Below are 22,416 nucleotides of genomic sequence, written 5' to 3'. Positions count from 1 at the left end.
ACGAACCGGAGGAAACACCATGGCACGCCACGAGTTCCGTTTCGTGGTCGACGGCGTCGACCTCACATCCGAGCAGCAGAGCCAGATCGCCGGTGAGATCCAGAAGGCCGGCCTGGCCGCCCTCTCGGTCGCCGGCACCAAACTCAGCAACCCGCTCGCCCTCGGCCACGCCAACCTACGGCTGCGGCCCGAGTGGTACGGCCTCTGGGTGATCGACGGTCCGTTCGCCCAGGACCTCGGCGAGAAGATCAACGACATCGGCTTCTGGTTGCAGAAGTGATCCGACAATCGGAGGGACCGGCCGCGACGCCGCGGCCGGTCGCATCGGAGGGGCCGCCGGGCGCGGCCGGGTCGGTGGAGCGGATGTGCCCGAGTACGCCGGCGTCGAACGCCACGGTCTTCCTCGGCATGATCACTCCGGCCGGCCGGGTCGCTTACGTGACTCCGGCTCTGCCCGCCGAGGTCGCCGTCACCGCGGCGGAGGCGGAGGTCCCGGTGGAGGCCCGTTACCGGCTCGCCGGTCCCTGCGTCACCAGCAGGTGCGGCTTCTGGACAGGTGACCACTGCGGGCTCGGTGAACGCCTGGTCACGTCGTACGCGCAGACCGTCGGCGAGCCGGAGGTGGAACTGCCCCGGTGTGCCATCCGGCGTACCTGCCGCTGGTTCGCCGAGCAGGGGCCGCCAGCCTGCGTCGCCTGCGCCCACGTGGTCACCGACGCCCGCTGAACCACGACGGCCCCGGCGTGTCGGCCCGGTCGGCTACCGTCGGTTGCCATGAGGGCGCAGGCGGGCGGATTCATGATCGGGCGGGATCATCCGGCCGGTCTGTTGCGGGCCGAGGTCGACCGGGCCACCGCCAGCCACGGCGGCCTGGTCCTGGTCGCCGGTGAGCCCGGCATCGGCAAGACCACCCTGGTGACCGCGGCTGCCGACGAGGCCCGCAGGCAGGGCGCGCTGGTGCTCGGTGGCGCCTGCTGGGACTCGGCGAGCGCCCCCGGCTACTGGCCCTGGACCCAGGTGCTGCGCAGGTTGCGCCGGTCGCCGCAGGACTGGGCGATGGCTCGGGAATCCGCCGAGCCGGCACTCGCCCTCCTGCTCGGCGAGGCGGGTGCTCTGGTGCCGGCGACCGCCCGCAGCGAGGCCGGCTCGCTGGTACCGGGCATCGCGCACGGCGAGGCGGGTGCTCTGGTGCCGGCCACCGCCCGCGGCGACGTCGGCTTCTCGCTGCCGGTGGCCGTCGCTGACCTGGGCGATGCGGCCGAGCAGGACGAGTTCGCCCTGTACGACGCGGTCACCACGGCCCTGGTCGCCGTGTCGCAGCGTCGGCCGGTCATGGTGATCCTCGACGATCTGCACTGGGCTGACGCGGCATCGGTGCGACTGCTGCGGTTCGCCGCCCAGCACACCTGGTTCGAGCGGGTGCTGTTGGTCGGGACGTACCGCGACGCCGAGGTGGAGGCCGTCGACCACCCGCTGCGACAGTTGCTGATGTCGCTGGTGGCCAAGGCCACCACGGTCAGCCTCACCGGCCTGTCCCGTGACGAGGTCGGCGCGCTGATGGCCCGCACCGCCGGCCGGGTGCCCGACTCCAACTGCGTCGACGATGTGCACCGGCGCACCGGCGGCAACCCCTTCTTCGTGGAACAGACCGCCCGGCTGTGGCACGCCGACGGCGCGCTCGCCACCATCCCACCCGGCGTACGGGAGGTGGTGCGGCGTCGGCTGGACCATCTGCCCAGCATGGTGAGCGAGGCGCTCACCGTCGCCGCCGTGCTGGGGCGGGAGTTCCACGGCGAGGTACTGGCGGCCAGTGTCGGCCTGCCGCCGACCCGGGTCGGCGAGCTGCTGGATGTCGCGGTGACCGCGCGACTGCTGCTCAGCGTCGGTGACGGCCGGTACGCCTTCGTGCACGACCTGGTCCGGGAGACGCTCTATGACGCGCTGACCGACGACGACCGTGGGGCTCGGCACGCAGCGGTGGTGCGGGCCGTCGAGGAGCATCACGCGCTGGACCAGTTGCTGATCCCCGCCGACGTTGCCCGCCACGCCTGGCTGGCGGGCGCTCAGCTGGACCCGACGCGGGTGACCGAGCTACTGGTCGAAGCCGCGCGGGACGCCAGGTGCCGACTGGCGCTTGAGGAGTCCACGGTTCATCTTCGGCGGGCGCTTGAGGTGGTGCGGGACGACCTTCAGCGGGTCAAGATCATGACGGCGTTGACCGATCAGCTCTTTCACTGCGGTGACCGGGAGGAGGCACGTCAGCTGCTCGGCGACGCGACAGCGCTGGCCATGACGGTCGACGACCACGCGACGCTGGCCCGGTTCGCGCTCAACGCGCGTCGCCACTGGCAGCTGGAGCCGATACCGGGCGTCGACGGCGAGGCGCTGCTGCGCGAGGCATACCGGCGGCTCATCGGCGAACCCGACGACAGCGTCGGACCGGCCGTCCTCGAAGCGGATCTGATGACCGCCACCGAGACGCTCGCCCGGTCGACGCGGGACGACGAGGCACTCACCTTCAGTCTGTGGGCACGCCACGACTCCACCTGGGGGTTGGGCACCGCCCCCGAACGGGCCGCCCTCACCGGCGAGATCCGCGACGTCGCGCGCCGCAACGGCGACCGGGAGACCGAGCTGTGGTCCACCTCCCTGCGCTGGGTGGCGCTGTTGGAACTCGGTGATCCCCACTATCTCGCCGAACTCACCGCCTTCGTCACCGGCGGACGACAGACCGGCAAGCCCCGGCACCAGATGGCCGCGGCCATCGACAACGGCATCATCGGCGCCTTCCGGGGCGACTTCGCCGGTGCCGAGGTCTGCTACCGCGAATTCGGTGAGCTGGACGAGTGGGAACACTCCGACCACGCCTTCCTCGGCCACCACCTGCGCTGGGCGTTGCTGCTGCTGCGGGGCCGACTCGACGATGCCGACGCACTGCTCGACGGGCTCACCCGGGCCGAACATCCGCACCTCGACCTGCTGCGGGCGATCACCGCCGCCGAACGCGGTGACCACCGCAGAGCGACAGACCTCATCGCGGAGCTCGAAGCCGTGGGTACCCGGTACGCCGGGTCGATCTCGCCGATGTGGTTGCGGGCGCGCGCCCAGGCCACGGTCGCCGACCCGAGCCGCTGCGCCGAGGCCCGTCAGGCTCTGTCGCCGTACCGGGGTCAGTGGCTCGTCTCGCTGTACGGCTGCGACGTCAGTGGCCCGGTGGATCATTGGCTCGCCGTGATCGACGCCGCCGAGCAGCGTTGGGACGACGCCGTCGCCGGATTCTCCGCAGCCCGCGCCGCTGCTGACCGGATGGGCGCCCGCCCGTGGTCGCTGATCGCCCGGGCCGCGCTGGTCGACGTCCTGACCGCTCGTGGTGCCCCGGGTGACGCCGCGAGTGCCGCTGCCCTGCGCGCCGCTGCCGAGCAGGAGGCCCACCAACTCGACATGCCGCAGGTGCTGGCCCGGCTCGCCGCCGCCGGATCGGCCCTGCCGTCCATCGAGGCACCCGAGCGGTCCGCCGAGGCGGGCCCACCGACGGGCCCGGCCGCAACGGACCCGGCGACGGCTGGCTCGGCCATGACTGTCCCGGCGACGGCTGGCTCGGCCACGGCTGTCCCGGCGACAGCTGGCTCGGCCCCGGTGCCGGGTGGGAACGGTGCTGCGGTGGGACCGGCGTACGAGTTCCGGCGCGACGGTGCCGTCTGGCGACTCACCTTCGACGGCAGCACAGTGCATCTGCCCGACGCCAAGGGGCTGCACGACCTGCGCCTGCTGCTCGGCCGTCCCGGCGTCGACGTGCCCGTGGTCGAACTGCTCGATCCGGCCGCCGGGCCGGAACTCGTCGCCGCCCGCCGGATGGGCGGCGACCAGGTGCTCGACGACGAGGCGAAGAACCGGTACCGGCGCCATCTGGAACGGCTTGACGACGAGATCGACCTGGCGGCCGGACGCGGCGACGAGGCCAGGGTGTCGGCGCTGGACACCGAGCGGCAGGCGCTCATCGACCAGTTGCGGGCCGCCGCCGGTCTGGCCGGACGTACCCGTCGGCTCGGTGACGAGGCGGAACGGGCCCGCAAGACGGTCACCGCCCGCATCCGCGACACCCTGCGACGCCTCGACCAGCGGCACCCACCACTCGCCGCCCACCTGCGCGGCACGGTCTCCACCGGCTCCGCCTGCCGCTACCTCCCACCCACCCCTCTCCCCTGGCACCTCTGACCCACCCAAACCCCACCCCCGCTCCCGGATTGTTGCTCATGAGGTTGGCGGCGGTCTTGATCTCCATGAGTGCCGCCAACCTCATGAGCAACGGGGTGGGCGCGGGGTGGGGTGGGTGAGATTAGCGGCGGTTGTAGCGGTACATGGTCAGGGTGCCGAAGATGATGATGAAGGCGGCGCTCCAGAGCACGATCCACATCATCGCCGAGGCGTCCGTGGTGCCGGCCATGGCCGCGCGTACCGACGAGACCAGGTGCGTGATCGGGTTGGCCTTGACGAACGCCTGGAGCCAGCCGGGCATCGTGGACGGGTCGACGAAGACGTTGCTCAGGAAGGTCAGCGGGAACAGCACCATCATGCTGACCCCCATCACCGACTTCTCGCTGCGCAGGATCAGCCCGAAGAACGTCCAGACCCAGGAGAACGCGAAGGAGAAGACCACGAGCAGGCCGATGCCGGCGAGGACGCCGAGCACGCCGCCGTCGGGGCGGAAGCCGAGCACCAGCCCGACGGTCAGGATCACCAGCGCGGCGAGGATGTAGCGCAGCACGTCGCCGACGATCATGCCGACCAGCGCGGCGGGCCGCCACACCGGCAGCGTCCGGAACCTGTCGAAGACACCCTTCTCGATGTCCGTGTTCAACCCGACGCCGGTGTACATGGTGATCATCACGACGCTTGTCACCATGATGCCCGGCAGGAAGAACTGCAGGTAGTCACGGGGGCTGTCGGCGAGCGCGCCACCGAACAGGTACGTGAACATCAGCACCATGATGATCGGGAACGCGGTCACGTCGAAGAGTTGCTCCGGGACGTGCTTGATCTTCAACAGGGCACGCCAGCTGAAGGTCAGCGACGCCGACAGCGGGCTCGGCCGGGGCGGTCGGGCACCCGGCGCGAGGACCGTCGCGAGCGCCTCGGACGAAGGTACGTAGACCGTCGGCGCCCGGCCGGTCGAGGTGGCGGTGTCGCTGCTCATCGGGCTGCCTCCAGCTCGTCGTCCCGCTCGTCGGTGGCCGGTACGGCGGGGTGGTCGGTCAGGGCCAGGAAGACCTCGTCCAGGCTCGGCTGGCCGAGGGAGAAGTCGTCGACCACGATGCCGGCGCGGGACAGCTCGCCAAGTGCCCGGGCGGCCTGCGCGCTGGCGTCCAGCTCGGTGCCGTCGCCGCCGACGCGCGCGGTGATCGCCACCGGGTCGGCCTCCAGTTGGACCGGCACGCTCAGCGTGGCCTGCAACACCCGCTCGGCCTCGGGCCGCTGGTCCGCGTCGCGTAGCCGCAGGTGGACCGTGCCGGAACCGACAGAGGACTTCAACTCGCCCGGGGTGCCCTCCGCGATCACCCGGCCGTGGTCGACCACCGCGATCCGGCTGGCCAGCTTGTCGGCCTCGTCCAGGTACTGCGTGGTCAGCAGCACTGTCGTGCCGTGCGCGACCACCGCCCGGATGATCTCCCACACCTGGTTACGGCTGCGCGGATCCAGCCCCGTCGTCGGCTCGTCCAGGAAGAGCAGGTCGGGGGTGTTGAGGATGCTCGCCGCGATGTCGATGCGGCGCCGCATGCCACCCGAGTACTTCTTCACCTGCCGTCCGGCCGCCTCGGTCAGCCCGAACGCGGCCAACAGCTGCTCCGCCCGTTGCCGGGCGGCGGACTTGGGCAGCCCGAGCAGCCGACCCAGCAGGATGAGGTTCTCCGTGCCGGTCAGGTCCTCGTCCACCGAGGCGTACTGGCCGGTCAGGCTGACCCGGGAGCGGACCGCGTCGGCCTCGGAGACCACGTCGTGACCGAACACCCGGGCCTGCCCACCGTCCGGGCGCAGCAGGGTGGCCAGGACGCGTACCGCTGTGGTCTTGCCGGCGCCGTTCGGCCCGAGCAGCCCGTACACGGCTCCGGCCGGAACCTGGAGGTCGAGGCCGGCGAGCGCGCGGGTCTCACCGAAAGACCGGGTCAGACCCTCGGCCTCGATGGCGAGGCCGGTGGTGCGTCTACTCATGATTGCGAAGTTTCCTTCCGTTCGTCACGCCTGTGAGCCGGGCCGCCGCGACCCGACGCCCCACCACACCCCACGGGTACGACAGGATGCTCCCTTCCCGTGGTCATCCGCCAGCTTCAACGACGCTGGGCGGCGGGAGTGGTCGGCTCACCCGACAGGCGCGAGACGGCGGACAGCCGCCGCTAGATCAGATCTAGCGGCGGCTGCCCCGACACCTCCTGTCGGCAGTGATCCGGACCGTGGTCGGCCCGGCAGGCTGCCGGCCCCCGTTACCAGGCGGTGTCGAGCCGGTGCCGTTGCTCGGGCGTCAGCGTCAGGTCCACGGCGGCGAGGCTCTCGTCCAACTGCGCCACCGAGGAGACGCCCACCAGCGGGATGGTGGGGATGTCGCCGTCGATCAGCCAGGCCAGCACCACCTGGTTGACAGTCGCACCTGTCTGCTCCGCGACCTCCCGCAGCGCGGCCAGCCGCACCGGCGCGCTCGGCAGGTCGTGATCCGGCCCCAGCGGCTTGTCCGGCCGGACGTAGGCGCCCCTGAGCAGTGACCCGTACGACACCAGGGTCAGGCCGGGCTCGGCCCGCAGGTAGCTGGTCAGCTCGCCACCGACCGCGCCCACGTTGCCGTCGATGTCGAGGTCGGTCGGCCCGTCCTGCCGGGCCGGCAGGTAGCTGCGGTGGTACTGCAGCACCTCGTACCCGGGCAGTCCGGCCGCGGCGGCCAGCGCCCGGGCCCGTTCCACCCGCCAGGTGCGGTGGTTGCTCGCACCGAGCAGCCCCACGGTGCCCTCGGCGACCAGCTCGGCGAAACCCTCGACGGTCTCCCGCAGCGGCACCCGGTGATCCTCGATGTGGGCGTAGAGCAGGTCCAGCCGGTCCACGCCGAGCCGTTCCCGGCTGCGCTCGGCGGACTCCCGAATCACCTTCGCCGACAATCCCTCCGGGTTGTCCAGGTAGCTGGTGCCGGGGGCCAGCGGTCGCGCGCCGAGTTTGGTGGCGATGACGATCTCGTCGCCGATGCCCCGGCTGCGCCGCCACCGGCCGAGCAGTTCCTCGCTGTCACCGCCCTGCCCGCCGGTCATCCAGAACGCGTAGTTGTTCGACGTGTCGATGAAGGTGCCGCCGGCCTCGACGAACCGGTCCAGGATGGCGTACGAGGTGGCCTCGTCGGTGTTCGTGCCGAACAGCATCGCGCCGAGGCTGAGCACGCTCACCTCGCGGCGGGTACGCCTGTCGCTGCCGATGGTGCGGTACCGCATGGGGTACTCCTCTCCTGCGTCCGGACGACGTGGACGCGGCACCAGCCTGCGTCTTCGAGCGCACTCGAGGTCAACCCCGGAGCGAGCGGTCGATTCGGGATCACCGTGCGGCCCGTTCCGCGACCCGGGTGACCTGACTCCCTCGTCCGAAGGTCCATCGCCTGCGGCACCGGAGCCCGGTGCGCAGCGGCACGCCCACCCATACGGTGTGTTCCTGCCCGCTCTCACTGCGTAGAGGAGTTGCCTCGTGCCACAGTTGCCGGACCTGCCCTTCGGCCTGGAGTACGCGGCAGTCGGGGTTTCCCTGTTGGCGGTGCTCGTCGCGGTGATCCAGCAGTTCTTCGCCGACTGGATCAAAGCCCTGCTGGCCCGGCTCTGGGGCCGCGTGGCCGGCCGGCGACGCGGCATCCGGGCCGACGAGTGGCGCCGCTACCGGGCCTGGGTCGCCCGCACCTACAACCGGATGGAACTCGGCTTTCTCCGGGATGTCTCGGTCACGCTTGACGAGGTGTACGTGCCGTTGGAGTACGAGCAGGACGGCCGGCGGGTCGACATCTACCGCGACGTCCAGGGCCGCCGCCGCACGGTGATCCTCGGTGCGGCCGGGGCGGGAAAGTCCATGCTGCTGCGGCACTCGATGGTGCGCTGGGCGGCGGCGCCCGAGCGGTTCGACCGGGTGCCGGTGCTCGTCGAACTCGCCAGGTCCAACCGGGACGGACGTACGATCCGGCAACTGATCGCGGAGGCCCTCGGCCGGCTCGACGACGAACCGGAGAGTCGCCGCCGGCCCCGCCTCGCCCCTCCGCTCGTCGCCGACGCGGAGCAGGTCGTCGAGGTGGCGCTGGCCAGTGGCCGGCTCTGTGTCTTCCTCGACGGGCTCGACGAGGTGGTCACCGAACGACGGGGCGCTGTCGCCGAGGACATCAAGGAGTTCGCCGAGCGCCATCCGACCACGCAGATCGTGGTGACCTGCCGCGACGCGGTCTACGACGGTGACCTGCGGCCGGTCTTCGACCGGGAGATCCGGGTGGCCGGCTTCGACGACGCCGGTATCCGGCACTTCCTACGGCTCTGGTTCACCCGCCGGCCTGGCGCGGAGCAGCACGCGCCCGGCCGGGAACGCGACGAGGTGGCCGCCGATTCCCGGCACATCGTCGAGCAACTCCTGGCGGAACTGCGGTCGAGCCCGACGGTGATGCGGCTGGCTCGTAGCCCCCTGATGCTCACCATGATCAGCACGTTGTACGAGGCGGACGCCGGTGCCGGTTCGATGTTGACCAACTCGCGGGCGGAGTTCTACCAGCAGGCCGTCGAGCACCTGCTGCGTCGGGACCGGGATCTGGGCCGACACCGCAATCTGGCCCGCTACCAGGCCGGCCACAAGCTGATGGCGCTGCGGGCGGTCGCGCTGGCCGCCCAGGGCGGCCGGTCCCAGGGCACCGACCGCCGGGTGATCGGCGAGGCGGAGGTGTACGCCGAACTCGCCCGCATCCTGCCCCGGTTCCGCCTGGCCGAGGAGCACCTGCCGCGCATGGTCGACGAGATCGTGGAACGCAGCGGGCTGTTGATCCGCATCGACGACAACAACCTGCTCTACGAGTTCGCCCACCTGACCCTGCAGGAATACCTCGCGGCGGTGGAACTCGCGGACGACCCCGAGCGGTTGCTCCAGCTCTACCGGGAGAACCCGGGCCGGTGGCGGGAGACGGTGAAGCTCTGGTGCGCCGGGGCCAACCGCGACGCCTCAGGTGTGGTCCGGCAGATCTTCGCCGGTGACGACCGGGACAAGCTGCTCGCCCTGGAGTGCGTCGCCGAGGCCCGGCAGATCGACGACATTCTCGCTGCGACCATCGTGGACAGCCAGGTTCGGTTGCTCGGCAGGCCGGTGGCGGACAAGCATCTGGTGCTGGCGGCGCTCGGCGCGGTGGCCGGTGATCCGGGGTCGTTCGGTCAGCGGCTGTTCGACAGCCTGGCGCAGCAGGCGCGTTCCGGCGGCCCGGTGGCCGAGGACGCCGTGGTGGCCCTCGCGGAGTCCCGCCGCCGAGAGGCGATCGAACTGCTCAGTGAGATGGCGGTACGGGTACCGGCGGCCCGTACCGCCTTGCGGGCCACAGGTGAGCTGGCCATCCCGACCCTCGCCGCCCGGGCCGGTGCCGGCTCGGTTGCCGCCGTCGACGACCTGGCCGCCGTCGGCACCCCCGCCGCCGCGGTGGCCCTGGCGGAACAGTTGTGGGCGAGCGACCCGCAGGTCGCCGTACGCGCGGCGTGGCGGCTGGCCGTTCTGGTCGGCGCGCCGGACGTGGAGAACGAGCTGCGCACCTTCGACCCCACGGCCGTGGAGGCCGCGTCGGTGGCCGCCGAGGCGGTGCGGTCGGCCGACCGGCGGTCGGGACGACTACCGGGCGCGGACTGGTACGACTGGCTGTGGGCTCCCTTCGAGGCGGGTACCCCGCTGGCCCGGACGATGGGCCGCCTCGGTTGGTTGATCTCCAAGTCGAAGGGCGACGCCCCGAGTGATCTCGGCACTGTCGACGTCCGTCTCGCGGTCGGCCTCATCGCGCAGCCCGGTGTGCTCGTACGGCCCGGCATGTTCACCACGGGCAAGGTGTCCAAGGAGCTGACCGAGGAGCTGAGTCGCAAGGCACACGGTTTCGGTCACAAACGGCTGCTCTCCGGTGCCTTCGGTGCGTACGAGATCCGCGACATGCTCGACCTGGTGGCCCAGCGGGAGCCCGGGGCCGCCCGCGAGATCGCGATGCGGGCGCTGGCGCCTCGGATGCCCGGCTGGCGGGCGGCGGTGCTGACCAGCCTGCCGACGCCGGTACTGACGGAGCTGGCAAGTCGGCTGTGGAGCAGCACCACCCTCGACGCCGACCTGCGGGACTGGCGGACGCACAACGAGCGGCCGGAGGCGCCCACCGTCCTGACCTTCCTGCGCAACGTCGCGGTCACGCTCGGGACGCTGGCCTGCGTGGCCCTGACCGGCATCGCGATCACCCGTTCGGTCGGCACGCTCATCGGCTGGTGGTCCTGGGGGCCGGTGGTCGCGGCAGCGGTCGTGGTGCTCTGCACGGCAGCCGTGGTGGTGTCCTTCGTGATCGTAATGATCATGTCGACTGACAACGACCAGTTCTGGATACCTGTCGTCGTCATGCTCATCGCCGTGGTCGGGTTGGTGGGGGTGGGGGCGCCTGTCGCGTTCGCCACGGTGGCCGGTTGGCTGGGCGTCGAGTCCACGGTGGTGCTGGTGGCGGGGCTGGTGGGCGCGATGGTCCTGCTGGTGCGCTTGACCCGGCTGCGCGAACGGGCGTTGCGCAACCCGTACCGCGCCCTGCTGGACCGGGTGCCCACGGTCCGCACCGCCGAGCAGACCGTGATCGGTCGTCAGGCCACCGGGGGCAGCGGCCCGCCACGGCAGGCGGTGAGGACCCGCGGCTGACGGGGGTGCCGCGTCCGGATCAGCGGCGGCGCAGCGCGGTGGAGGCGAGCCGGTAGCCGATGGTGTGCTCGACGAGCCGCTCGACCAGGTCCGCCTTGCGCAGCCCACCGACGCCGCGCAACCCCAGCTCCGCAGCCAGCTCCCGCAGGTCACGAAGCGGCCAGGGCGAGAGGTACGCGGTGCCGTCGGCGCGGCTCGCCATCGTCGCCAACTGCTCGACGGCGTCGGTCAGGTCGTCCCGCTCGCTGAGTTGATGATTCGCTCGCTGCCGCTCGCTCATGCCGGCTGCCGGTCGGGCTGGAGGTGGTCGAGGAACTCGGTGGCGAGGCGACGCAGTTCGTCGCGTACGGCGGGCACCGTGACGCGGTCGCGCAGCACCACCGGCACGCCGCGCGGGGTGTTCGTCGCATAGAGGGTGACGTTCTCCCGCAGCGCGGTGGGGAAGACCGGCAGGCCCAGGTTGCGGACCTGGTCCATGTAGCTCTGGTGGGTCGCGATGGGCTGCTGCGACAGCAGCTGGATCATCGTGAAGACCACGCCGGCCACGCCGGGGGCGACCTTCTGGTGCCGGCGTACGGTGGCGAACCGGCGGGCGTCGGCGTTGTACTGCTCGACCAGTTCCCGCACGTTGCCGTACAGGTAGTCGATGCCCAGCGTGCTCAGGTAGTCGGCTCTGGCCGGAATGACCAGGTGGTCGCTGGCGATGATGGCCGACTGGGTGACCACGTTGAAGTTCGGCGGGCAGTCGATGAGCACCATGTCGTACGGGTCGAGCCCGTCGGCGAGCAGCCCCTCGGCGAGCGAACCACGGACCCGGAACAGTTCGGCGTCGTACTCCTCGCCACCGGCGACGCTGCGGGCCAGGGCCAGGTCGATGTCCACGAGTTGCAGATGCGACGCGATCAGGTCGAGCCGTCCGGCACCGGTGAGCCGGGCGTTCGCCGCGCCTGGCGACACCACGAGTTCACCGAGCGTGACCGACGGGCTGCCCTCCCGCAGGGCGTCGTACCACCGTTTCACGGTCCGGCTGTCGCGTAGCCGCTCCCGCCAGTCGTCCGGGTCGTAGAAGCCGAAGGTCAGACTTGCCTGCGGGTCCAGGTCGATGAGCAGCACCTTCATCCCCCGGTTGGCCAGTTCGGCACCGAGGTTGGCGGTCACCGTGGTCTTGCCGACCCCACCCTTGTAGTTGATCACGGACACGACGTACATCGACGTACCTCCCCAAGACGACTGACGGTAGCGGGCCGTCCGGCGGAAAGTCGATCATCCTGCGTTTGCACGTAACTACGTAAGTTCGTAGAATCTAAGAATGGCGGACGTAGAGGAACGGTTGGCGGCGCTGGAGGCGCAGGTCGCCGCCCTTGTCGAGCGGTTCGGCGGCGCGGAGGAGCCGACCCTGCCGCCGGCGGGGGTCTTCTGGGCGCTCGACGGGCTCAAGCAGCGACTGCCGAGCGACGGCTCCGGAGCCGTGCTCTACACCGGCGCTGTCCGGCTCGCCGGGCAGCACTACGACTGGCAGTACGGTCGGGCCGTCGAGGACCTGCTGGACGAAGACTGGGCCGACCTGCCGGCCGTCCTGTCCGCCCTGGCCCACCCGGTCCGCCTGCGCCTGCTGCGCGAGATTCTCGGCGGCCGGCAGGGCACCGCCGAGCTGGCCGGCATCGAGGATCTCGGCACCACCGGCCAACTGCACCACCACCTGCGTCAGCTCACCGCCGCCGGATGGCTGCGCAGCGCCGGCCGGGGCCGGTACGCCATCCCCGCTGAACGGGTGGTGCCGTTGCTGACCATCCTCACCGCCGCCGGTCGCTGACCCGCCCCACCAACCGGCCGTGCCGGGTCACCACGGCCTTCCGTCAGGCCCGGCAGGAACGGAAGGAGCCCCTCATGCGTAAGACGTCCGTCATCCTCCTGGTTGCCGGGATGGTTGCCGGCCTGATCGGGCTTGGCCTCATGCCCCGGCAGCCCCGGCTGACCACACAGACCACCGGCGACGCTGACCTCGCCGCCGCCACCCGGGCCGCTGTGGACGACCCGGGCGGCTACCGAGGGCTCGCTGTCGCCCTGATCGACGGAGGTCGGATCCGCACCGCCGGCCTCGGGGACCGTGACCGCGCCGGCAACCCGGTCGGGCCGGACACCCCGTTCGAGATCGGCTCGGTGCCCAAGGTGCTCACCGGCATGCTGCTGGCCCGCCAGGCCGGCGTCGGGGCGGTACGCCCCGACGACACCCTCGGCGCGACCTGGCCGGCGATCACCGGTGCCGCCCGGGAGGTGACCCTGGTCGAACTGGCCAGCCACCGCGCCGGGCTGCCTCGGATCGTGCTGGGCTCGGTCACCGACTGGGCTCGCACGATCTGGGCCAACTACGCGGCCGGCAACCCGTACGCCGGCCAGGACGTCGACCGGGTCCGCGCCGCCGCGAACGACCAGACACCCGGCGACGGGCGGGGCGAGGTCGGCTACTCGAACCTCGGCATGGCGGTGCTCGGCCAGGCTCTCGCGGCGGACGCCGGCCTCGGCTATCCCGAACTGCTCGACCGGGAACTGCTGACCCCGCTGGGCATGACCGCGACCATCCAGGTCACCAGCGCGGAGGCCCTGCCCGCCGAGCGGGCGGAGGGCACCATCGGCAGTGGCCGCACTCCCGACCCGTGGATCGGCACCGGATACGCCCCCGCCGGCCTGGGTTACTGGTCCACCGTGGAGGATCTGGCGCGACTCGTCGCGGCCACCGCCGCCGGTACCGCACCCGGCGTCGAGGCCCGGGACCCGCGGTTCGACGACACCGACCGCACCCGCATCGGGTACGGCTGGCTCACCACCCGCTACGGCGACCGTGAGATCACCTGGCACAACGGCGCCACCGGCGGCTTCTCCTCGTACGTCGGCTTCGACCGGGCCACCGGCCGGGGCGTGGTGGTGCTCGGCAACACCGACATGGGAGTGGAGCCCGTCGGGCTGCGGCTGCTCGGGGTACCCGCCGAGGAGGCCGGCACCGCCTCGCCGGCTCGGCCCATGTGGATCGGCATCGGGATCGGGCTGCTGTTCACCTTCATCGGTGGCCTGTCCCTGATCGGCACCGCGCGGCGCCCCGTGGCAGACCGGCTCACCGTCCTGTCGGGAGGCGTCTGGGCGCTTGTCTACCCGGCCCTGGGGCACCAGCTCGGTGACTGGTCGGCCGTGCCCGGATGGCTCTGGCCGCTCGGGTTGGCGGCCTCCGGCGTCGGGCTGGCCCTGGTCGTACAGCGCTGGCGAACCCTGCCGCTGAACGGCGCGGCCCGGCCGTGGCTGCGGGTGGCGGCGACAATCGGCTCCGTTGTCGTCGCCACGGCGCTCACCGCCGCGCTGGTGCGCTGAGCGGGTGCGGCTGCCGGCTGGGCATCGATCGGCGTAGCGGCCGAACGTCGATGCGTACCGGCTGATCAGGCGCTGTGCGACGGCATCGAGATGTATCAGGATGGCGGGACGTCCGGCGCACGGGGGTAGGGAGCCGGACATCCATAGAGGAAGGACGTGGCACATCGTGGTGCCTTTCTCCGGCAGGAAAGTGCTCGCCGCCATCGCAGCCGGCACCCTCCTGGGCACGACAGCGCTGGTAAGCCCGGCGCTGGCCAGCCCGAACAACAACTCGGCCAAGAAGTTGACCAAGGCGGTGACGGTCAAGGGGGTACTCAAGCACCTCGACAGGTTCCAGGCCATCGCCGACGCCAACGCCGGCACCCGCGCCTCCGGCACCCCTGGCTACGACGCCAGCGCCGACTACGTGGCCAAGCTGTTGAGGAAGGCCGGCTACCAGGTGACCCGGCAGCAGTTCGACTTCGCGTTCTACGAGGAGTTCGGCTCGTCGTTCGCCCAGGTGGCACCGAGCCCGGCCACGTACACCGAGGGCGTCGACTACGAGCTGATGGACTACTCCGGTGCCGGCATCGCGGAGGCGGCGGTCGTTCCGGTCGACCTCGCCCTCGACCTACCACGCGCCTCGTCCTCCGGCTGCGAGGCCAGCGACTTCGACACCGTCGACGTGGCCGGCAAGGTCGCGCTGATGCAGCGGGGCACCTGCGGCTTCGGTGTCAAGGCCGCGAACGCGGAGGCGGCAGGCGCCATCGGCGCGATCATCATGAACCAGGGCAACGGTACGCCGGAGGCCAACGCGGACCGCTACGACCTGTTCGCCGGCACCCTCAGCGCACCTGTGGGCATCCCCACCGTCTCGGTGTCCTACTACAGCGGTGAGCAGTTCGCCGCCACCGCCGGCCTGGTGGTACGGATCGAGGCCGACACCACGTCGGAGATCCGCAGCACCGAGAACGTCTTCGCGCAGACCCGGCACGGGCGTACCGACAACGTGGTGATGGCCGGGGCGCACCTCGACTCGGACCCGGCCGGTCCGGGCTACAACGACAACGGCACCGGCAGCGCGGCGCTGCTTGAGGTGGCGCTGCAGATGGCAAAGGTGAAGCCGAAGAACGCCGTCCGCTTCGCCTGGTGGGGAGCGGAGGAGGCGGGCCTTGTCGGTTCGCAGTACTACGTGGACAACCTGACCGAGCAGCAGGTCGCCGACATCGCCCTCTACCTCAACTTCGACATGGTCGGCTCGCCGAACTACGTGTTCGGGGTGTACGACGGCGACGACTCCGCCCAGCAGGGCTCGGGCCCGGGGCCGGCGGGCTCGGCGGAGATCGAAAAGGTGTTCGAGAGGTTCTTCACCTCCCGCAAGCTGCCCACCGTGCCGTCCGACTTCACCGGCCGCTCGGACTACGGAGCGTTCATCGCCGCCGGTGTGGACATCCCGGCCGGTGGCCTGTTCACCGGAGCTGAGGGAGTCAAGACGGAGGCCGAGGTGGCGCTCTTCGGCGGGCTGGCCGATGTCTCCTACGACCCCTGCTACCACCAGGCCTGCGACAGCCGTACGCCGGTCGCCGACGGTGCCGACGCCGCGATCTACCAGGCGTTGGGCAAGAGGTACCGGCTTCAGGGCAACGTGAACGTCTTCGCGCTCGACGTCAACGCCGACGCGATCGCCACCGCCGTGATCACGTTCGCGTACGACACCTCGACGGTGAACGGCGTGACGACGCCCGGCAAGGGCAAGCCCGGCAAGGGCAAGCACGGCCCTGGCCACAAGCACGGCCACGGCCACCACTGGAGGTAACCGGCGATCCGCCGGGCGGGCCGGACCCTGGCACCAGGGTCCGGCCCGCCCGGTCAGTCGGGCAGTGCGGCGCGGCGGGTCAGCCGGACGTGCTGTCGCTTGCCGTCGTCGCGGACCACCACCCCGTAACGGGCCAGCTCGGCGCGCAGCTCCCTGGCCTCGCCGCCCCGGTCGTGCTCCACCGCCGCCCGCCGGGCCCGCAGCAGCGCGTCCGCTCCCGCCGGCAGGCCGGGCAGGTCGGGCACCCAGAGCCGGTACGCCTCGCGGTGCGGATCCGACTCCGCCCACGGCCAACCGTGCTCCCGGAAGGCGTCGGCCAGTTCCTTGGCCGGCAGGTCGCTGGACTGCCGGGCCAGCTCGGCGTCGTCCGCGTCGAGCAGCACCAGGTGCTTGCCGTCCAGGTAGACCGCCCGGGTGTCGCGCCGTTCGATCTCCCGTTCGGAGCTGCCCTCCCGCAGCCGCACGCCGGTGCCGGACACGGTCACGCGGACCCGCTCGGCGGTGCCGATGGCGGCGATCACCAGCCCGACCAGGATGCCCACCCCCACCCCACCGGGTAGCGCGTACCTGTCGGGCAGACCGTCGATCGCTCGGAACAGGCCCTGCACCGGAGCCCAGGGCAGGTCGGCGACCCAGCCCGCCCCGGCCACCAGCAACCCACCGAGCGCGCCGCCGACCAGCGGGATACCGGCCCAGAGCACGACAAGTTCGGTGATGCCACCACTGACCACTGTCGGCGTCCCGTACGCCCTCACGCCACCTCCCGCCGCATGGTGCGGACCATACCGGCGACCACCGGCACGACCAACCACAGCAGCAGTGACACCACCAGTCGCTGCCACTGCCCGGCGGTCACCTCGGCCGTGAACAGCGGCTCCATGGTCCGCCCGGTGTCCAGCCACTCGGCCGCGCGGTTCAGTGGCCGGACCAGTTCTCCCACGATCGACCAGATGATCGGCAGCACCAGGTAGCTCACGATGGCCAACGGAGTGTTCAACAGCAGCAGCCCGAACCCCGCGCCCATCAGCACGCTCGCCACCTGGAACACCACGGCGTGCGCCACCAGGGCCGCCTCGATCCGCCAGGTGCCCGCGCCACCCGTGGCACCGGCGATCGCCGTGCCGACGGCGGCGAACGCCAGGCTGCTCAGCACCGCCCCGAGTGCCGCCAGCACCACCGCGACGAGTTTGGCGGTGATCACCCGTTCCCGCCGGGGCACCAGGGCGAACGTGGTGAGTGCGGTGCGCTGGGACCACTCACTGGTGATCGACAGGATGCCGAGCACCGGAAGGAGCACCCCGATCGGCAGCAGGGCGGTGGTGAAGAAGATCGTGAAGTTCTGTTCCGGCGCTTCGGCGTACACCAGGAGGAGCGCGACGATCACGGCGCTGATCAGGCCGATGGTGATCAGCAGCCAGCGGCCGGCCCGGGTGTCGACGAGCTTGCGCAGCTCCACGGCGGTCAGCCGGGCCAGCGACGGTCGGTGTTCGCCCGGGCGGTGACCCGGGGTGACCTCTGGTGCGGTGCTGACGGTGGTCATCGGACGACCTCCCCGGTCGGTTCGGCGATGGTGGTGGAGTGCGTGACGGGGCCCGGTGCGGTGGCGGTCAGGGTGAGGAACAGCTGTTCCAGGCCGCCGCCGCCGGCCGGACGTAGCTCGCTGAGGGCCACCCCGGCGGTCCGGGCGATCTCGCCGACCGCGTCGGTGTCGGCTCCGACGAGCAGGCCCTCGGAGCCCTCACTCACCGTCAGGCCGGCCCGCTGCAACGCGGCCCGCAACGTCGCACCGTCGCGGGCCCGCACCACTGTGCCGGCACCGGCCAGCAGTTCGTCCTTGCCGCTCTGGGCCACGATCCGGCCGCCCCCGATGACCACCAGCCGGTCCGCGACCGCTTCCACCTCGCGCAGCAGGTGCGAGGAGAGCAGCACGGTGCCGCCCCGGTCGGCGAAGTCCCGGAGCAGGCCACGCATCCAGAAGATGCCTTCCGGGTCGAGGCCGTTGGCCGGCTCGTCCAGGACCAGCACCCGGGGGTCACCCAGCAGCGCGTGTGCCAGGCCGAGCCGCTGACGCATGCCCAGCGAGTACGACCGCACCCGCCGTCGGGCCGCCGTCGGGCCCAGCCCCACCCGGTCGAGCACCGCACCGACCCGACGGCGATCGACACCCATGGTGGCTGCGGCCACGGCCAGCGCCTCCCGGCCGGTCCGCCCGGCGTGCTGGGCGGAGGCGTCCAGGAGCACCCCGACGGTGCGGCCCGGGTTGGGCAGGTGCCGGTACGGGCGGCCGTCGACGGTCGCCGTACCGGCGGTCGGCGGGGTGAGCCCGCAGATCATTCGCATCGTGGTGGACTTGCCGGCCCCGTTGGGGCCGAGGAAGCCGGTGACGGTGCCCGGCTCGCAGTGGAACGACACGTCCTCGACGGCGGTGTGCCGTCCGTACCGTTTGGTGAGCTGATGTACGGCGATCATGGCTGCCAGCGTGTCCGAGCCGGTCGGCCGTCCGCAGCGGCCATCGGGCTGGCCCCGCACCGACAAAGGTCGACGCCGAGGTCTCGACTTTGGTAGCTGGTCCGGTGCCCGATCGGCTGCCTACCATTGCGCCTGTGACCAGCGCCGTCGTACTCGATCACCCGGGTCTGCTGCCCGGGGCGCTGGGCCCTGGGGTGGGCCGCCGGTCCCGGCGTACCACCCGCGACTGGCTCGTCGACTGCTTCGCGTTCCTGGCCTCCCTGGCCTGGGTGACGCTGGCCAGCTTCGACGCCGCCTCCCCGAGCCCGGCGCTCGCCGAACGGCTGCCGTACGACTGGATGGTCGTCGCGGACGCGTACCTCGGCCTGGCCTGCACGGCGGCGCTCTGGCTGCGGCGCCGCTGGCCGGTGGGGGTGGCGCTGGTGACGCTGCCGCTGGGGCTGTTCTCCATCGCGTCCGTCGCCGCCCTGGTGATCATCTATTTCACGGTGGTGGTGCACCGCCGGACGGCTGTCGCCCTGGCCGTCACCGCTGGCGGTCTGTTCACGAACCTGTTCTTCGCCCTGCTGCGTCCCGAACCCGGCAGCCCCTACTGGGTCTCCACCCTCTGGGGTGTGGTGATCACCCTGCTGGTGCTGGCCTGGGGGATGTTCGTGCGGGCACGCCGGCAACTGGTGCTGTCGTTGCGCGAGCGCGCCGAACGGGCCGAGGCCGAGCAGCAGCTACGGGTCGCCCAGGCCCGGCAGTTGGAGCGCACCCGCATCGCCCGGGAGATGCACGACGTGCTCGCCCACCGGATCTCGCTGCTCAGCCTGCACGCCGGGGCGCTGGAGTACCGCCCCGACGCGCCCGCCCAGGAGGTGGCCCGGGCGGCCGGGGTGATCCGGGGCAGCGCGCACGCCGCCCTCCAGGACCTGCGCGAGGTGATCGGCGTACTGCGCGCCGAGACCTCGCTCTCCGACGACCCGGAACGCCCTCAGCCGACCCTCGACGACCTGCCCGCCCTGATCGCCGAGTCCCAGGCGGCCGGGATCCGGGTCGACCTGCGGGAGCAGATCTCCGCGCCGGACCGGCTGCCGGTGGCCGTGGGGCGCAGCGTGTACCGCATCGTGCAGGAGGGGCTGACGAACGCCCGCAAGCACGCCTACGGCGCCGCCGTCACCGTCGGCCTCAGCGGGGCCCCGGGGGACGGGCTACGGGTGGAGATCCGCAACCGTAGGCCGGTGGGTGAGCTGCCCGGCACGGGCATCCCGGGCTCCGGTACCGGCCTGGTCGGCATCGCCGAGCGGGTCAGCCTCGCCGGTGGCCGGTTGGAGCACGGCTGCGACGAGCGGGGCGACTTCCGGCTGGCCGCGTGGCTGCCGTGGCCGGCGACGTGACCGGCCCGGTGCCGGCCGCAGCCGAGGAAGGGCGTGCGGTGCCGGTCGCCGATGGCCGTGGTGCGATGCCGGCGGCCGAAGCGGGCAGCGGTGCGGCGTCGGCGGCCGGCGAGGAGCACCAGGTACGGATCCTGATCGTGGACGACGACGCGCTGGTCCGCGCCGGGCTGTCGATGATCCTCGGCGGTACGCCCGACCTCAAGGTGGTGGGCGAGGCGGCGGACGGCACCGAGGTCGTCCGGGCCGTGGCCGCGTGCCGGCCGGACGTGGTGCTGATGGACATCCGGATGCCCCGGCTGGACGGGCTGGCCGCCACCGAGGCGCTGCGTGCGTTGCCCCAGCCGCCGGAGGTGCTGGTGCTCACCACCTTCGACGCCGACGAGCACGTGCTGCGGGCGCTGCGGGCCGGTGCCGGCGGGTTCCTGCTGAAGGACACTCCACCTGTGGAGATCGTGCGGGCGGTGCGGCGGGTGGCGGCCGGCGAGGCGACCCTGTCGCCGACCGTCACCCGGACGCTCATCGAGCACGTCACGGCGGGGCCGGCGGCCGACCCACGTCGGGACCGGGCCGCGCGGCTGATCGGCAGCCTCACCGAGCGGGAACGGGCCGTCGCGGTGGCCCTGGGCATGGGTCGCACCAACGCCGAGATCGCCGCCGAGCTGTACATGAGCGTGGCCACCGTCAAGGCGTACGTCTCGCGACTGCTGACCCGGCTCGGACTCAACAACCGGGTGCAGGTGGCCCTGCTCGTACACGACGCCGGACTGGTCTGAAACCGTTTGAACCATCCCGCTTCGATGGCCGTACCACTGCCCGAGGTGCGGTGCTCAAGCGCACCGCTACCGGAGCTGCGGGAGGTCTGCCGTGCGAGTTGATGAGCAGTCGACGGATCCCATCGATCAGATTCTGGGCGAGTTGCCGGTCCCGACGCCGTTGACACCTGAGGACGTCCGGCTGGCCGTCCGGGCGGTGGTCGTGCACGCGGCCGAGGAGTGGCCGTCCGGGGCGCTGTGCCGCAACGACGGCGCCCGGTTCCCCTGCCGGCTGCACCGGTGGGGTCGGCAGGTACTGCTGAACCACGGGCTCAACGAGCGACAGCTCGACGCCCTGATCCGGCACGGCAATCCGTTCGTGCACGTGCCGTTCCCGTTCCTGATCAACGGACCGTCGGCGGGACGTACCCCCGCCGCCCGTCCGGCGGGCACCGACCGTGCCGCCGGTTACCCGTCGCGGTCCGCCGGTCTTCCGGTACGACCCGACCGCGCTGCCGGCTACCCGGCTCGTGGACCGGCACCCCGGGTGGCCGCCCCGGCAGCGCGTACCGGGGTCCGGGCACCCGGCTCCGGCCGGCCGGTGGCACCCCCGCCACCGCGCCGCGCTGGCCGCGGGCGAGCTGAGGGCGTGTTCGAGGGGGCTCGCCCGCCTCCTCGAACACGCACTGAGACGGGCTCGCCCGCCGGCGGTACGACGCCGGCCCGGAGCGCGCGGTCATTCCCCGCCCGCGCCCGGGCCGGCGTCGCGATGAGCCCTGCGCTCAGCGGTTCCCGGCCGGGATTCCGCAGCTGGGCGCCGCCCAGTAGGTGCTGTTCGCACTGCGGTCCTGGTTGTTCTCCCGCCGCGAGTCCACGTGGACGTGGCTGTTGTGGCCGGAGACGCCGGGCCCGATGATGCCGCTGAAGCCGTGGTTACGTGCCTGGCGGGCGATCTGGCACAGCGACTTGTCGTTCGAGATGAGGTCGGCGGCGTTGCCGTAGAGGTGCTGACTGTCCGACGCACCGCCGACCCGGTTGTTGCAGCTGCGGCTGCGGAACCCGCTGGTCACGATCAGTGGGTCGTCGCCGAGGCTCTTGCGCAGCGCCTCCAGCTTCCACATGGTGCGTAGCGCGTTCTGGCGGGTCTGAGTGGTGCTCAGCGGGCCGCCGTCCCAGCCGCTGCCGCCGCAACCGTCATCCATCTCGCGGTAGGCGAAGTGCCGGGGCGTACAGTTGTTGTCCTGGATCTGGTACAGCTTCCGGAAGGTCTGGGGGCCGGCGACCCCGTCGACTCTGATGCCGTACGCGGCCTGGAAGCGACGCACCGCGGCGGCCGTCTTCGGGCCGTACCGTCCGTCGAGTTCCACGATGTTGTTGTTGCCGGCCCAGCCAGCTATCCGTAGTTGCAGCTCACGTACGTCGCTGCCGGAGCGCCCCTGGTAGAGGTTGCGGTTCCAGGTGTAGCAGCCGTCGGCATGGGCCGCTGGCGCGGCGACCACCGAGGCGATCGCGGCGCCCGGCAGCGCCAGGGCGAGGGCGACGACTGCCCGTTTCAAGGTGTGTACGCGCACAGAAGTCCTCCCGATAGGAGAGCGGATGAGGTGGCATCCGGGACTTCGACCGGGCCGTCCCGTGGATCCACCCTCGCACCGGAGCAGCCGATTGGAGGCGATTAACGAGAATTGTCCTCACAATCCGCCGTACCTGAGCATTGCCTGGGAATTAGGTCCGTTTGCGAAACGGGCAGTCGGCGATGCGG

Annotated in this window: 18 protein-coding genes; 9 read left to right on the top strand and 9 right to left on the bottom strand. The window is 71.7% G+C overall.

The annotated features are described in order from the left end of the window. Window positions 1-19 precede the first annotated feature (19 nt). The 3 genes from CLT74_RS16760 (at window position 20) to CLT74_RS16745 (ending at window position 4,215) form a co-directional block, all read left to right on the top strand. On the top strand, window positions 20-280 hold the full coding sequence (locus CLT74_RS16760; RefSeq protein WP_093401959.1) for a hypothetical protein: 261 nt from the start codon (window positions 20-22) through the stop codon (window positions 278-280). 83 nt (window positions 281-363) lie between these two features. Then, window positions 364-726, top strand: a complete 363-nt coding sequence (locus CLT74_RS16750; RefSeq protein WP_099852167.1) for a hypothetical protein — start codon at window positions 364-366, stop codon at window positions 724-726. 48 nt (window positions 727-774) lie between these two features. Continuing rightward, a complete protein-coding gene (locus CLT74_RS16745) occupies window positions 775-4,215 on the top strand; it encodes an AAA family ATPase (protein WP_099847378.1) in 3,441 nt (1,146 codons plus the stop codon). A gap of 121 nt (window positions 4,216-4,336) precedes the next feature. Here CLT74_RS16745 and CLT74_RS16740 read toward each other — a convergent pair whose 3' ends face one another. The 3 genes from CLT74_RS16740 to CLT74_RS16730 all read right to left on the bottom strand — a co-directional run bounded on the left by CLT74_RS16740 (window position 4,337) and on the right by CLT74_RS16730 (window position 7,463). Beyond that, a complete protein-coding gene (locus CLT74_RS16740; protein WP_099847377.1) occupies window positions 4,337-5,194 on the bottom strand; it encodes an ABC transporter permease in 858 nt (285 codons plus the stop codon). After that, complete coding sequence (locus tag CLT74_RS16735; protein ID WP_099847376.1) at window positions 5,191-6,207, bottom strand: ATP-binding cassette domain-containing protein; 1,017 nt, start codon at window positions 6,205-6,207, stop codon at window positions 5,191-5,193. The genes CLT74_RS16740 and CLT74_RS16735 overlap by 4 nt, the downstream gene beginning before the upstream one ends. Before the next feature lie 269 nt (window positions 6,208-6,476). Further along, window positions 6,477-7,463 (bottom strand): aldo/keto reductase, encoded by a 987-nt coding sequence (locus CLT74_RS16730; protein ID WP_099847375.1) that lies wholly within the window; start codon window positions 7,461-7,463, stop codon window positions 6,477-6,479. Between the two features lie 247 nt (window positions 7,464-7,710). Between CLT74_RS16730 and CLT74_RS16725 the strand changes: the two genes are divergently transcribed. Continuing rightward, the gene (locus CLT74_RS16725; protein ID WP_099847374.1) at window positions 7,711-10,902 is read left to right on the top strand and encodes an NACHT domain-containing protein; all 3,192 of its coding nucleotides are present in this window, start codon (window positions 7,711-7,713) and stop codon (window positions 10,900-10,902) included. A gap of 19 nt (window positions 10,903-10,921) precedes the next feature. Here the strand turns inward: CLT74_RS16725 and CLT74_RS16720 are convergent, their stop codons facing one another. Together CLT74_RS16720 and CLT74_RS16715 are read right to left on the bottom strand one after the other, a co-directional pair. Next, window positions 10,922-11,182, bottom strand: coding sequence for a Rho termination factor N-terminal domain-containing protein (locus CLT74_RS16720; protein ID WP_099847373.1), 261 nt, complete (start codon window positions 11,180-11,182; stop codon window positions 10,922-10,924). Next, window positions 11,179-12,111, bottom strand: coding sequence for an AAA family ATPase (locus tag CLT74_RS16715; RefSeq protein WP_099847372.1), 933 nt, complete (start codon window positions 12,109-12,111; stop codon window positions 11,179-11,181). The genes CLT74_RS16720 and CLT74_RS16715 overlap by 4 nt, the downstream gene beginning before the upstream one ends. Before the next feature lie 100 nt (window positions 12,112-12,211). Between CLT74_RS16715 and CLT74_RS16710 the strand changes: the two genes are divergently transcribed. From CLT74_RS16710 to CLT74_RS31400, 3 genes are all read left to right on the top strand, one after another. After that, window positions 12,212-12,715 carry a winged helix-turn-helix domain-containing protein gene (locus CLT74_RS16710; RefSeq protein ID WP_099847371.1) on the top strand — a complete coding sequence of 168 codons (504 nt, stop codon included), beginning with the start codon at window positions 12,212-12,214 and terminating at the stop codon, window positions 12,713-12,715. A 74-nt stretch (window positions 12,716-12,789) separates the two neighbouring features. Beyond that, window positions 12,790-14,262: a serine hydrolase domain-containing protein gene (locus CLT74_RS16705; protein WP_099847370.1), complete on the top strand. Its 1,473-nt coding sequence runs from the start codon at window positions 12,790-12,792 to the stop codon at window positions 14,260-14,262. 166 nt (window positions 14,263-14,428) lie between these two features. Further along, a complete protein-coding gene (locus CLT74_RS31400; RefSeq protein WP_099847369.1) occupies window positions 14,429-16,057 on the top strand; it encodes a M28 family metallopeptidase in 1,629 nt (542 codons plus the stop codon). 53 nt (window positions 16,058-16,110) lie between these two features. Here CLT74_RS31400 and CLT74_RS16695 read toward each other — a convergent pair whose 3' ends face one another. From CLT74_RS16695 to CLT74_RS16685, 3 genes are read right to left on the bottom strand one after another with little or no spacing between them, the layout of a single operon-like run. Continuing rightward, the gene (locus CLT74_RS16695) at window positions 16,111-16,812 is read right to left on the bottom strand and encodes a YqeB family protein (protein WP_099847368.1); all 702 of its coding nucleotides are present in this window, start codon (window positions 16,810-16,812) and stop codon (window positions 16,111-16,113) included. Next, window positions 16,809-17,597 carry an ABC transporter permease gene (locus tag CLT74_RS16690; protein WP_099847367.1) on the bottom strand — a complete coding sequence of 263 codons (789 nt, stop codon included), beginning with the start codon at window positions 17,595-17,597 and terminating at the stop codon, window positions 16,809-16,811. Before CLT74_RS16690 ends, CLT74_RS16695 begins: the two co-directional genes overlap by 4 nt. Continuing rightward, window positions 17,594-18,526 carry an ATP-binding cassette domain-containing protein gene (locus CLT74_RS16685; protein WP_099847366.1) on the bottom strand — a complete coding sequence of 311 codons (933 nt, stop codon included), beginning with the start codon at window positions 18,524-18,526 and terminating at the stop codon, window positions 17,594-17,596. Before CLT74_RS16685 ends, CLT74_RS16690 begins: the two co-directional genes overlap by 4 nt. Before the next feature lie 134 nt (window positions 18,527-18,660). Between CLT74_RS16685 and CLT74_RS16680 the strand changes: the two genes are divergently transcribed. Both CLT74_RS16680 and CLT74_RS16675 read left to right on the top strand, forming a co-directional pair. Beyond that, on the top strand, window positions 18,661-19,905 hold the full coding sequence (locus tag CLT74_RS16680) for a histidine kinase (protein WP_099847365.1): 1,245 nt from the start codon (window positions 18,661-18,663) through the stop codon (window positions 19,903-19,905). Next, the gene (locus CLT74_RS16675; RefSeq protein WP_486582355.1) at window positions 19,881-20,678 is read left to right on the top strand and encodes a response regulator; all 798 of its coding nucleotides are present in this window, start codon (window positions 19,881-19,883) and stop codon (window positions 20,676-20,678) included. Before CLT74_RS16680 ends, CLT74_RS16675 begins: the two co-directional genes overlap by 25 nt. A gap of 761 nt (window positions 20,679-21,439) precedes the next feature. Here the strand turns inward: CLT74_RS16675 and CLT74_RS16665 are convergent. Beyond that, the gene (locus CLT74_RS16665; RefSeq protein WP_099847364.1) at window positions 21,440-22,228 is read right to left on the bottom strand and encodes a M15 family metallopeptidase; all 789 of its coding nucleotides are present in this window, start codon (window positions 22,226-22,228) and stop codon (window positions 21,440-21,442) included. Window positions 22,229-22,416 lie beyond the last annotated feature (188 nt).

Source organism: Verrucosispora sp. CNZ293 (genome assembly GCF_002754655.1).
This window is presented reverse-complemented; position numbering and strand designations above follow the sequence as displayed.

What these genes read in the sequence shown, in the direction of transcription:
- CLT74_RS16750 (WP_099852167.1), top strand. Translation starts at nt 364, where the DNA reads ATGTGCCCGAGTACGCCGGCGTCGAACGCCACGGTCTTCCTCGGCATG.
- CLT74_RS16690 (WP_099847367.1), bottom strand. Translation starts at nt 17,597, where the DNA reads ATGACCACCGTCAGCACCGCACCAGAGGTCACCCCGGGTCACCGCCCG.
- CLT74_RS16730 (WP_099847375.1), bottom strand. Translation starts at nt 7,463, where the DNA reads ATGCGGTACCGCACCATCGGCAGCGACAGGCGTACCCGCCGCGAGGTG.
- CLT74_RS16735 (WP_099847376.1), bottom strand. Translation starts at nt 6,207, where the DNA reads ATGAGTAGACGCACCACCGGCCTCGCCATCGAGGCCGAGGGTCTGACC.
- CLT74_RS16710 (WP_099847371.1), top strand. Translation starts at nt 12,212, where the DNA reads ATGGCGGACGTAGAGGAACGGTTGGCGGCGCTGGAGGCGCAGGTCGCC.
- CLT74_RS16740 (WP_099847377.1), bottom strand. Translation starts at nt 5,194, where the DNA reads ATGAGCAGCGACACCGCCACCTCGACCGGCCGGGCGCCGACGGTCTAC.
- CLT74_RS16745 (WP_099847378.1), top strand. Translation starts at nt 775, where the DNA reads ATGAGGGCGCAGGCGGGCGGATTCATGATCGGGCGGGATCATCCGGCC.
- CLT74_RS16685 (WP_099847366.1), bottom strand. Translation starts at nt 18,526, where the DNA reads ATGATCGCCGTACATCAGCTCACCAAACGGTACGGACGGCACACCGCC.
- CLT74_RS16705 (WP_099847370.1), top strand. Translation starts at nt 12,790, where the DNA reads ATGCGTAAGACGTCCGTCATCCTCCTGGTTGCCGGGATGGTTGCCGGC.
- CLT74_RS16760 (WP_093401959.1), top strand. Translation starts at nt 20, where the DNA reads ATGGCACGCCACGAGTTCCGTTTCGTGGTCGACGGCGTCGACCTCACA.
- CLT74_RS16715 (WP_099847372.1), bottom strand. Translation starts at nt 12,111, where the DNA reads ATGTACGTCGTGTCCGTGATCAACTACAAGGGTGGGGTCGGCAAGACC.
- CLT74_RS16720 (WP_099847373.1), bottom strand. Translation starts at nt 11,182, where the DNA reads ATGAGCGAGCGGCAGCGAGCGAATCATCAACTCAGCGAGCGGGACGAC.